The following is a 12682-nucleotide window of genomic DNA, read 5'->3' on the forward strand; positions in this document are numbered from 1 at the left end:
ATGATGGAGAAAAAGGAATTTTTGTGAGAAAAAATGGAAACAGAGCGGTTAAACATCAGGCGTTTTCAGCAGCTTGATTGTAATGATTTACATGATATTTTAGGCGATGCGATTCTGATGGAATTTACGGAGCCTCCTTTTTCATTAAGTCAAACAAGGGATTTTTTAGAAAATTTTTGCATCAGGCGTACCCCACAAGTGGCTTTTGCGGTTGAATTAAAAGCAACACAAAAGGTTATCGGTTATCTCTTATTAAAACCACTGGATCACAAAGGGACTTTCGAGTTAGGATTTTGGATCAATCGTGATTTTTGGAGAACTGGAATTGCATTTGAAGCTTGTCAGTGCTTGATTGCTCATGCTTTTTTGAACCGTTCTGCTCAAAAAATCGTTGCTGAAACCTGCGATGTAAAAAAAGCAGTTCCGTTATTAAAAAAATTAGGACTGAGGATGGATCACGTCATTTTGTCAGCAATGACAGACAATCACGGACAAAAACGAGATACTTATTGGTTAAGTTTAGAAAAATAAAAAAGAGCATTGCTCTTTTTTATTTTTGTCAGTACTGACAGATTTTTTATGCTTGAATTTTTTTGCGTCCGAGTAGTCGTGACAGTGCTAAAATCCATGTGATCAAGGTAAAACATAATGCAAAAATAAAGGCGACGTGCATTCCATTTAAGAAAATTTCTGGTTGATCTGGTAAATAACTGGTCACTTTTTGTCCTGTCATTTTTGACATGGAGAAAAAGAGAATGATCGTTGCAAGGGATGTTCCCAAGACAAATGCTACATTTCTTGCTAAAGAATTGACCGATCCCGCTATTCCTAGATACTTGCGGTCCACTGTTTCCATGATGAGGGCATTATTTGGACTTTGGAAAATTCCAACAGATCCGCCTTGAATCAACAATACTAAAACAATCCACCACGATGGTGTCGTTTGATGAATCATCAAATAGCCGATTTGTGAAATGACGATACCTGAAATGCCGATAAATGTGACGAGTTCTTTGTCAATTTTGTCAGCGATGATTCCTGCAATTGGACTAAATATGAGCATTGATAACGGGTAGCACATCATAAACATCCCAGCAATTCCTGGACCAAAAGCGCGATAATCTTGCAGATAAAATGGCAATAAAATGCTTGCAAACATGGATACTGTAAAGTTAAAAAGCGCCATAATCAGACTTAATGAAAAAAGTTTAGATTTGAAAATTCCAAGATTGAGCAATGGATTTTCAGAGCGTTTTTCTGTGACAATAAAAGCAATAAAAAGTAAAATTCCAAGTAGGACAGCGATGAGAATTAATGGATTCGTCCAGCCCAAAGTCATCCCAAAATTCAATGCGAGAAACAATAAGATGATGACACCACTCATTAATGCCCCACCTTTGAGATCAATATCTGAAAGCTGACCTTGCCCATTTCTTGTCGGTAGGGCACGATTTCCAAAAATCCAGGCCAAAATGCCAATAGGCACATTAATCCAAAAAATGTAATTCCAACTCGCAATCTGTAAAATCACGCCACCAAGTGCTGGTCCTGCAATGGAACCAACAGAAACAAACATGGTGTTGATTGCCAAAGCGCGCGCCCGATTTTCTGCTGGAAAAATCTGTGCGATAATTCCAAAACTGGTCGCCATCATCATCGACGCCCCAATCGCTTGAATGACCCGCGCGACTAACAAAAACGCAAGCCCCATTCCTAAATTTAGACCTGCCAAAAATGAGCCCAAAATAAAGATGCCCCATCCAATTTTTGTGACCTTTGCTTTTCCAATCAAGTCAGACAATCGTCCAAATATGAGGATAATCGCAGAAATCACAATAAGATAAATTGTCACCACCCAAGTGATTTGAGCCGTTGATGTGTGTAATTCACGCGACATGGTTGGGAGTGCAATATTGACAATTGAACCATCCAATGTGGACATGAATGTAAAGATTCCAATCGCAAGAAGTGCTTTTGTACGGTTCGCCATTTTTCCCTCTTTTCTTCGTTTAATGCAACAGTTAATTCTAAAGCAAAAATTGCCATTTGTCAATGTTTTAAGACGAAAAAAAAGCTGTCAGTACTGACAAAAATACTTTTGTCACTGACACGCTTTAAAAAATGAGCAAAAATTAGAAGGTTTGTGCTGCTACTTTTGCTTTTTCAACAAATTCGCTCACCAAACGCTCTGCTTGATCTGGTGCATATGCATGACCTTCAACAGTAAGTGCTGAATAATCTGCACCGATAAAGTTAAACATCGTGCTCATATAAAATTCAGCTGGATCTTTTCCTTCGTACACGCCACCATTCGCTTGCAAATGAAGCACTTTTTTCCTGTGGCAAGTCCGATAGGCCCTTGTTCTGTATATTTAAATGTTTTTCCAACTACATTAATGGTATCAATCCACGATTTAAGCTCCGCTGGAATCATCAAATTATGTAATGGATTTGCAATCACAACTTTATCAGCAGATAAAAATTGATCTGTGAATCCTCCAAATGTTGCCAACAGCGCCTTTTGCTCGTTTGTTGCTGCTTCTCCCGCAAACATTGCACCGAGCATCTTCGCATCCAATGTTGGAATTCCAGCAGCAAAAACATCTAACACTTCAATTTCATCTGACTGATGAGTTGCTTGATAAGCTTCAACAAAAGCATCCAGCCCTTTTAATGAAGCAGAAAATTCGGCAGTAAGGGGATGACCTTTAACAACAAGTAATTTTGACATGAGTTTTTCCTTTTACTTTGATTCTTTTTTGTCAAAAAGATTTGACAAAATTTATTATATCAGATTCTAGCTCAATTTTTCGCCAGAAAGTACGTGAAAATTGACACATGTAAACGCATCAGCACTTCTTCTTTCCCAAACTATTTCTGTCAGTACTGACAGAAATAAAAAAAGAACATCCGTTCTTTTTATTTACAAGAACGCTTCAAACTCATCTACCGTTTGAGTGTCCCAATTTTCACCAGTAATGCTTGTAATCATGATTCCATCCACAGCACGCTGAACCAATCCTTCAACATCAAATTTTTCTTCATAAAAGAGACACTTTTCAAGTTTTGGATTTGTCTTTGGCGCTTTCGGTGCAAACACAGTACAACAATCCTCAAACGGTAAAATTGACAAATTAAACGTATCAATCTGCTCTGCAATTTCAATGATTTCAATCTTATCCATCGTTACAACAGGACGAATTACCGGCGTATGCGTTACTTCATTAATGACAGACATTGACCCAAGCGTTTGGGAAGCCACTTGTCCTAAACTCTCCCCATTGATAATGACCTTCCCATGCCGTTTTTCTCGAATTTCATCGACCACGCGCATCATAAAACGCCGCGTCAATGTCATCAAATAAGCCTGTGGTGCTTTAGCTTTGATTTCTTCTTGAATCTCAGTAAATGGAACTTCAATAAATTGAATACTTCCTCCAAAAACAGTCAATTTTCCTGCCAAATCTTTCGCTTTTTTAAGCGCACCAGGACTCGTATAAGGGGGTGAGGCAAAGTGAACGGCTTCAATTTCGACCCCACGTTTGAGTGCTAAATATCCCGCCACAGGACTATCAATCCCACCTGAAAGCATCAAATGGCCACGTCCAGCAGTTCCAACAGGCATTCCACCAGCACCTTTGATATTTTCATAACTCAAATAAGCAGCTTCTTGACGAATCTCGACACGTAATTGAATATCAGGTTTTTTCATCTGTACTTTTGCATAATCAAAATGATCAAAAACAGTATCTCCAAGCACTTGGTTCAGCTGCGTTGAATCACATTCAAAAGTATGATCCGCCCGTCTTGCAGCAATTTTAAAGGTCATTTGATCATGATAAATCTCCTGAAACAGTGCGACCACAGCTTTTTTTATCGCTGGCATTGTTTTTTCTACTTTAATGGACGGTGCAAAATTTTGAATCCCAAAAACTTTTGTTAAGCGACGAGACACTTCAGTATAACTTTCCCCATTAAGCACAATGTGCGCACGATCACGGACAGCAGTAATCTTCAACGCCGTCAAATCCGCAAGGACTTCACGTAGATTCATTGCTAAACGATTGATGAAGTACCCTCGATTTTTTCCTTTTGTTGAAAGTTCCCCATACCGAACCATGATTTCGTCATAATTTACGGTCATCTACTTCCTCTTTCTTTTTTTATATTCTTATCAAAACACAATGCTCCAATTATAGCACAAAATGGGCTAAATATTTATTTTTTTAACGAAAAAAATGGAAATTTCAACATTTCCACTTTTATTTTAAGCTTCACCCTCAAAAAGTTTCCCATCTTCAAGGCGATACACGCGATCACTATGTTCAATCATTCGTGCATCATGCGTGACCATGATGGTGGCTTTATTTTTCAAATGTGCTTCTGTTTTCAGCAATTCCACGACCTGATACGCCCGCTCAGTATCTAGGCTCGCCGTCGGTTCATCTGCCAAAACCAAACTAGGATCATTATACAAAGCACGCGCAATCGCCACACGCTGCCGCTCTCCGCCAGATAACTCATTGGGGTATTTTTTCGTCAAATGATCAATATCTAATGCCTCTAAAAACTCCGTAAAATGCCGCTCAGGTTGGTGATTGTGATTGATCCGATCCACCAATTGAAACTGCTCTTCCACATTCAAATAAGGAATCAAATTTGATGCTTGCAAAATAAAACCAATTTCTTTAAATCGAAGCTTCGCGCGCTCTTTTTCAGGCAAATCTGTAAAATTTTGACCATTAATCTCTATTGTTCCAGAAGTTGGTGTTTGTAGTCCTCCAGCAATCGTCAAAAAAGTACTTTTTCCAGATCCAGAAGGCCCAATAATTGAGATAAATTCCCCTTCTTTCACCGTCATATCAATTCCTTTTAGTGCTTGAACTTCTGTTTTTTTCTCACCAAATTTCTTAACAATCTGATGCATGACTAATATCTCTTTCATCCTCACGCTCCAATCGCTTTTGTAGGGTCCACTTTTCTTACCGTTACAATAGAAAATGCTGATCCCAATACACAAATCACCACTAAAATACTCCCATAAATGATCCACTTCACCCAATCAATCCCAAAAGGCATTTGACTAGGCAAAATCAAACTCGTCCCCAAACTCACTAAAAGACCGACTGCAACACCAACAAACCCAACCCAAAATCCTTGCCACAAGAGCGATTTTACAATCACAAGATTTGAAATTCCTTGTGCTTTCATAATTCCAAAAATCGGAACTTTTTGTAGCGTGATCACATACATAAACACCGCCACAATCATCATGACAATAAAGAACATAAAATAAATCATTGCATCTAATGTCGTTTGTTGCGCCGTATATCCTGGAATATTTTCGATTAATTCATTCATCGAAATGGTCTTTAAAGTCCCTGATTTCACCTCATCACTCGGATGACCAGACTTGATGACTACCGCATTCACAAAAGGAACGTTGTCAGTACTGACAGCATTTTGAATCTCATTTAATGTCGAAAATGATGTGTACATCACAGGTGCTGCCGAATATTCCGACGCTTTTGAGATTCCCACAATTTTCACTTCAGTTTTGTGATTTCCAATTTTCATCGTTTGTCCAATTTTGAATCCCGCATCAGCAAGACCTTGTGAAATCACCACCGTTTTGTCAGTACTGACAGAAAACATTTTTCCATCCAGCAGTTTTGGTTTAATCACCGCATCTTCATCCATCGCAAAAATTGCCACATTGACTCTTTTTTTTGACGTACGATCCACAGAAGTCGTAAATAAAGACACAGGTGCCGTTTGTCCCCCTTTGATTTTCTTCACATCTGAAGTTGAAATCTGAGAAGCATTCAAGAGATTATTGGAACTCTCTGACAAAATAACTTTTTCAGCCTTAAAATCCACAACCCCTTGCTTAAAGTCATTGGCAAGTCCCGTTGCAAGACCAGATAAAATAAAAACCACAAATGCAATCAAAAAAATAATACTTCCGATTAACACATATCTTGATTTATAATGCAATATTTCCCGAGTTGATAAAAACATGGTTACTCCTTTATTCTCTTTTCATGTGGGTGGCCCATCATCTCATGCTTCACCCCATTCAACACCACAGAAAGTTCACGATCATAATGCGCAATAAACGCTTGATCATCCCACGCTTTAGCATAAAGACGATAAACCAAATCATGAACCACAGCTTTGAACACCTGAATCACAGGATTTTCCTTTTGCTCAGAATGATAAGTCCCTCCAAATCGCACCGCCCAAGCCTGATCTAAACGATAATCCCAGCTCAAAAACCGATAACGATACAAAGCATACTGATCACTATGAATCAACTGTTCCAACAATAAGTACTTATACCGATCTATTGCCTCCTCAAAAGGATAAACCTTGATCAAATCAATAAAAGCCCCATGCAATTCTTTCGTTTCTTTTGAAAGAATATAAAAATAACACTCCATTAAATCATCAAAATATTGATAAAAACTCCCTCTTGGAATCCCTAACGCTTTGACAATATGCATGACCTTTGCCTCATGAAATGGATGCTGCTCAAACTCTTGTTTACAAGCCTGATAAACTCTCATCCTTTTCTCATCTGGCAAACTAAAAAACGTTTCTTTCGGCATTTTTCCCCTCATTTTCACAAATGACACAGTGTCATTTTATATCCAAAGTATAACATGACTTTCATCTTCTGTCAACCCTTTCTTCTTCAAAAATAAAAAAATCAGAAGTTCTGATTTTCATTTTATTTTAATAATATTGAAATAAGGAGCAGTGCGATGAGTACTTGAAATAAAATCGTGAGAAAACCATAAATCATCAATTTTTTCCCTGCTTTGATAAATTCAATCAGATTCAAACGCAATCCAATCGCAGCAAGTGCAATCGTTTCAGCCCAAGAACTCAAAAAATGAGCCGCTTGAGAAATGACTGTTGGAAAGTGAAATAACGTATCTCCCACACACAATACCAAAAATCCAATCACATACCATGGTAAAAAACTATTTCGTTTCACCTTGATTGCAGTCACATGACCACTTTTTATCTGTTCTCGCCGACTCAAACTTCCAAACAAAAGAACCACAAAAACTAACATGATGATCCGCATAATTTTAAATAAAGTCGCTGTCGTCGTCGTTGCAACGTTCACCATTGTTCCAGATGCGACCACCTGACCAACCGATTGCACCGTCCCACCAATCAATGCGCCCCGCAAAAAATTAGAAGTCCCAAAAACCCACGTCCCAATCACAGGCAACGTCAGCATCAGCACCGTCCCCATCAAATTCACCATCGTGATTGATGTCCGTCTCTCCTTGATTGTAGCACCAACGACAGGTTCCACCGCGGCAATCGCAGAAGAACCACAAACCGCATTTCCAGCCGCCATCAAGCGTGCATCATTCTTAGAAAATCCCAATTTTCCACCAAGAAAAAGAACAAAAACAATCGTCGCACTCATCTGTAAAAGAACAAATAAAACTCCGTTAATTCCCAATTTTTGAATGGTTTGAAATGTCACTGTCGCCCCAAGCAACATGACCGAATACTCTAACAACTTCTTCTCCGACCACGCTGTCCCACTCTCAAGTTGAGGCTGATGAAAATAAACATTCCCCAAAATAATTCCCAAAATAATGGAAATCGTTGGAGCACCAAGTCCTTTCATCACTGACAGATTTAAAAAATAAGCAACCAAAGCAATCCCAAAAGAAAGCCCAAAACCCAAAATATCTTTTTTCTTTAACATGACATCATTATAGCAGTTTCTACACAATTTCGCTTAAATAAAATAAAAACAGCATCCGCACTCACCTCGGATACCGTTTTAAATTAGGAGTTTTATGAAAAAATTATTTTGGAATAAATTAAGTATATCCTCTCTCACTTAATTCACACTAAAGTAAACCTTAGCCCAACCTTATTTTTAATTTTTTTAGTCCTTTTTTCATAATAAGTCATTACAATCAGTCAAATAATCTCACACAGTTCCAAAAATTTCAAAAAATCATCCAACATCACTGTTTTTTGCTGTGCGTTCACATTACTCACTCAAAGTCTCCGACGTTTCATCTCCAAAAACAAGCCAGAAAGTCCAACAAAACTAAGTCCCAAGAGTGTTTCAGCGAGTGTTACACTGCTATGATCTCCAGTTTTTGGCAGCAGCGTTGCACTAGCAACAGCCGTTTTTACCATCGGCTGAGCTGCTGATTTTACCTGAGTCGTGGCAAGCATCGAAACTTGATTCTTTCCATTTGAGTTGAGCGTCGTTGATGTACTTTCACTACCAGATTTTGGTGTTTGTCCTTTACCTTGACTTGGAGTAGATACCGTATCTGCTTCAACGATCACCGTCCGCGTCACAATCAAGTTTTTCAAATCAATGATCTGCGCAGGAAGTGGATCGCCCGTCGTAAAGGTCATCGTCGCACCATCAATCAAATAATTTACAACATACGTGCCTGCTTTATTCATATTCACATTATTGCTGATGATGTGAACACCGACAAGATTTGTCAAAACGCCTGTGCTATTGAGATATCCTGACTTGATTTGAGTCGCCAAATCTGGATATTGTTTGACAAGTAACGCTTGAATCGCACTTGCCATCGTGGTTTGTGCACCTGATGATGCGGGTTGATTATTCTCACTCACAGCACCAGTCACATAATCATCGTAAGCATTAAAAGCATCCCCCACTTTTTTAACAGTCACCGTTCCTATCAAGACCTTATCCGTTGATGAGATTGGATCTGACGGCGCTGTATTATCGGTCACTTCATCAACAATCGGACTCACTTGACTTGGCGCAACAGCAATCTTAAGACTTGCCTTTTTCGTACCGTTCGTCACAGTCACGGTATATGTCCCTGCAACTTTCGGTGCAAAACTTGTCCCCATCAAAAGTCCTGTCGTATCAATCATTTGACCCTTAACATCTTGAGCGCTTACTTGATAAGTCGGACTGACCACTTGACCAGCAGCATTCAAGGCCTTCACGGATGTCGAGACATCATAAGTTTGACCTGTTGTCATGTCATAATGACTAGGCGCACTCAACGCACTTTGATCTTTTGGTGCGACAACGGTCACGGTTGATGTGCCTAATATTTTGGTGTCTAAACCATCATAAGGAAGATTAGCATAAAAAGAACCATCCATATCAATTCCTTTGTATGTCACAGTATAAGTTCCAACTTTAGATGTATCAACTTTAGAAACATCCACTTCAAACCAAATGCCATAGGCTCTATCTTCAGACATTCCATAAGGGATAATATAATACAAAGGATAAGTAGTGCTATCAATTGGAGTGTCAACATTTAAATAGCTATCATTCATACTGTTCCAGCTCTTAGCCGATTCAATCATATTTGAACCAAGTGAGCCTGTTTTTCCATTTCCATTCCCATTGGCATCTGGACCAAAATTTGTAAAGCTGTTAACCAAATCCTTCATAGAAAAAGTCGCGTTTTGATTTATTGTGATATTATTTGTCGAAATACTGACATCATTAAGTAAGTTATCTGTTGAATTTGTTGGTCCGCTTGGTGTTGTACTCGCTGCCACGTTCACCACAGTCGATGCAGAGACGACTTTGCCTGTGACTAAATCTGTATAGGTATATGTGAGCGTATAATCCCCCGCCACGTCTGGCGTAAAGGTCACACTGATCGGATTTGTCATCTCAACATCAGCCTTGCTTCCTGTTGGCTTTTTAATGAGTGCAACCACCAAATTCCCATCTGCAGATGAGCCATCAGATTGAGTCACGTTAAGACCATTCTTTGAGTCAATCGACCACACTTGACCGATCGTTCCTGTACTCGTCTTTGGTGCTGAAAGTGCAGTATGATCTGTATCATCATAAACACGAACATTAGCGGTCACATTCCATGACCCCGAAAGAATACCAGATTCGGCTAAGTTTGATGCTGTTAGCGTGTAAACCGTTTGATAAACACCTGGTACTTTCATATTGACATTACTTTGTGTGGTATATGTCAAATCACTGTCGAAAATTGTACCAATCTCATTTGAAACGGAATAATATCCAGTGTCTATGCCATAAGTAGGACTATAGCTTGAACCAACTGGTAAATCAATGTTCCAAGTTGGATTGTAGTAACCTGGCCAGCCAGATGGTTGACTGACAACAACCGTCGCATACATGGTTTGACTATTTCCAATCGGATCAATCACTGTGATGGGCACTTGATAAGTTCCTAGAGTGTTAGTATCTACAGCTGCACTATCAAAAGTCGCTGTACTACTATCTGGAGATTTCAGGATGATTTTAGTACCTGAAGTATCCACATTTTCTCCTTCAGAAAAGTCTCCTAAAAGACTTCCTGAATCTCCTATTGCCCAGTCTGTGTTCCCTTTTGTTATATAAGTACCCATAACCCAAGGATCAAATGTACTCGCGTCCCCAGTTAAGGGAGAGCCCACTGTTACATTTAAAACCATTGTAAATTTTCCACCCGATAGGGATGGATCTGGAATACTATAATAAACTGGATAAATCCCCGCTTTTGATGTGTTGAGCTTACTTGTATCGACCGTGACTTGACTGAAATCAACTGAGTTTTCATTCATATCCTGCGCAAACCCAAAATATTGACTGGCATCAAATTTTGAACCTAGCTTGATTAGTGCAAGATCGTCCGTCCCCCCATCACTACCAAAAAGTCCAATATAAGCAGCGTCATTCCTCACACTCACATTCGCAACCTTCGTCAGCGTTTTTCCTGTTGCACTATCAACAATGGAATAACTGACAGGATAAACTCCTTGGGTTTTTAAATCAACCTTACTGCTATCAACTTTCACACTCGAAAAAGCAATAGCATTTCCTGATGCGTCAGTTGCATTTTCAAACCCTTTACTTGCATCAAATTTATCGCCAATGATATAAGTGAAATTTTGAACTTCCAAATTTGACTGATCTTTATAAGATAGTCCAGTAGGCGCATCATCACGGATGGTTACGAGATTTACCGTATTGTTCTTATAGTCAATAGCAGCAGTTGCCGTTCCTGTTTCCCCTGTTTTATTGTCTTTCCAAGTGATTGCTCCGCCAAATTCCTCACTATAATTATTTTTTGCACTCAGTGTGATAGAGTCTCCCGACTTTGTATCGGTAAAGTTGATTGTTGAGATCGAATCTCCTGTTGTTCCAGAGTTTGTCCCTGCTTGTGAGCTTGAAGCGGTAATCGTCAAGTTTGTCCCTGACACAGCTCCAGTGACATTTGCTTTTGCTTGCTGCTGTGTGTCAGCAAAAGCACGCGTGCTTAAAGCAACTGGACTTGATGGAACAGTCCCAAAGACACCCGCTGCCCCAAGTGTCAGCAGCGCGCCAGCCGCATAAATCCAGATTTTTCCTGATTTCCATGTGCGAAAGTTCGTTTGTTTAACGTCATGTTTGGATTGGTATTTACCCATTTTTTCACTCCTTTTTGTCATCTATAACTTAACATTACTATTTTACTCTTTTTTTGACGCATTGGAACAACTATTTTTCTCATTGTAAACTTTACACATTGCACGTCCCCCCAGTCATCACGCGCTTTTTCAGCCTTGATTAAGATTTATAATGAGAAATTTTATGAAAAAAAAGATTCAATCTGAATCTTTTTTATGCTGTTTCTTTTCTTTTGATGTAACTTCTGAGATGATACCTGCAGCTCTTAGTTTTTCTAGTTCTTTTTCTGTTATTTTTTTATCTAAGTGTCCAAATTCTTCATGCGTTTTCGACCACGTGTAGCTGATATACTCTTCATTCGTAAATCCTATTTCGTCTTGGAGGTGATTGAGTGCTTCTCCTTCATGTTTTTCCAACCACTTTTTAGCATAAGCATTTTCTAATGTTGCTGCTCTTTTGTACCAATAGACTGCTTTTCGGAGATCTTTGGCCATGTTTCCTCCATGTTCAAGATTTGAAGCTAAAATAGTCATTCCTGTTGAGTTTCCTTCATTTGCAGATTTGATTAAATGAAAAATCGCTTGATTAGAATCTGCTTTGCAGCCTAATCCATTATCCAGATAAATACCGAGCATATACCTTGCTTTTGAATCTCCCAGATTCGCAGCTTTTTCGTAGAGAAGATATGCTTTTCTCCAATCTTGAGGGACAGATTTTCCATTTTGATAAAAATCAGCCAATGCAGTCATTGCATAAGTATCGCCAAGGGCTACTCCTTTTTTATAATACTGCCTCGCTTTTTTAAAGTCATCATTAAAATAAGCTTCGTCTCCAAGTCGGGAATAAGTCCGATCGATCGTAGGTGCTTGCTTATCTCTGAGGACTTTTAGCCATCTTCTGATTGTTGATTCAGCAGGTGCAAGAGTACCAAATTCTTCTTGAATATCAACGACGATTGCTTTATCTAAATGACCTGCTTGATATTTTTCTTTGACTTTATTTTTGATTACTTCTGAAAAACGGGGCGTATTTTCTCTATTTTTTTGACTGGCTTCATAAAGTTGCTGGGCGTACTCGGCATAATAGCGCTCAATCCGAAGTCCTTTAGAAGTTTGCATTTCTTTTACTCCGCGTCTGATTTCATTTGTGATTGTCACACGACTATGCTTTGTTGCTTTCGCAATGTTAGCGATAGATTGATGGTCATTAAATAATGTCTCAATCATTTGTCGATCTTTAAAATTCAGATGCTTATTTTTCTCTGCCATC

9 protein-coding genes and 1 pseudogene are annotated in these 12682 nt (G+C 39.0%); 1 reads left to right on the plus strand and 9 read right to left on the minus strand.

Translation table 11 applies throughout. From position 1 onward, the window contains the following. Positions 1–33 precede the first annotated feature (33 nt). Positions 34–531 (plus strand): GNAT family N-acetyltransferase, encoded by a 498-nt coding sequence (locus GHI93_RS09660; protein WP_153496853.1) that lies wholly within the window; start codon positions 34–36, stop codon positions 529–531. A gap of 46 nt (positions 532–577) precedes the next feature. On the opposite strand, the gene GHI93_RS09665 is transcribed toward GHI93_RS09660, so the two are convergent. From GHI93_RS09665 to GHI93_RS09705, 9 genes and pseudogenes are all read right to left on the minus strand, one after another. After that, entirely contained in the window at positions 578–1990 is a 1413-nt protein-coding gene (locus tag GHI93_RS09665) for an MFS transporter (protein ID WP_153496854.1), read from the minus strand. Positions 1991–2132: 142 nt separating this feature from the next. Then, a pseudogene (locus GHI93_RS09670) lies at positions 2133–2731 on the minus strand (FMN-dependent NADH-azoreductase). Positions 2732–2923: 192 nt separating this feature from the next. Next, positions 2924–4144 carry a tRNA uracil 4-sulfurtransferase ThiI gene (thiI, locus tag GHI93_RS09675; protein ID WP_153496855.1) on the minus strand — a complete coding sequence of 407 codons (1221 nt, stop codon included), beginning with the start codon at positions 4142–4144 and terminating at the stop codon, positions 2924–2926. A gap of 123 nt (positions 4145–4267) precedes the next feature. After that, entirely contained in the window at positions 4268–4945 is a 678-nt protein-coding gene (locus GHI93_RS09680) for an ABC transporter ATP-binding protein (protein ID WP_153496856.1), read from the minus strand. A 2-nt stretch (positions 4946–4947) separates the two neighbouring features. Further along, on the minus strand, positions 4948–6021 hold the full coding sequence (locus GHI93_RS09685; protein ID WP_153496857.1) for an ABC transporter permease: 1074 nt from the start codon (positions 6019–6021) through the stop codon (positions 4948–4950). Positions 6022–6023: 2 nt separating this feature from the next. Further along, on the minus strand, positions 6024–6611 hold the full coding sequence (locus tag GHI93_RS09690) for a TetR/AcrR family transcriptional regulator (RefSeq protein WP_153496858.1): 588 nt from the start codon (positions 6609–6611) through the stop codon (positions 6024–6026). Between the two features lie 122 nt (positions 6612–6733). Further along, positions 6734–7738, minus strand: coding sequence for a putative sulfate exporter family transporter (locus GHI93_RS09695; RefSeq protein WP_153496859.1), 1005 nt, complete (start codon positions 7736–7738; stop codon positions 6734–6736). A 302-nt stretch (positions 7739–8040) separates the two neighbouring features. Beyond that, the gene (locus GHI93_RS09700) at positions 8041–11433 is read right to left on the minus strand and encodes a bacterial Ig-like domain-containing protein (protein ID WP_153496860.1); all 3393 of its coding nucleotides are present in this window, start codon (positions 11431–11433) and stop codon (positions 8041–8043) included. 177 nt (positions 11434–11610) lie between these two features. Then, positions 11611–12681, minus strand: coding sequence for a helix-turn-helix domain-containing protein (locus tag GHI93_RS09705; RefSeq protein WP_153496861.1), 1071 nt, complete (start codon positions 12679–12681; stop codon positions 11611–11613). Between the last annotated feature and the right edge of the window lies 1 nt (position 12682).

Source organism: Lactococcus hircilactis (assembly GCF_009601015.1).
GTDB classification, from domain to species: Bacteria; Bacillota; Bacilli; order Lactobacillales; family Streptococcaceae; genus Lactococcus; species Lactococcus hircilactis.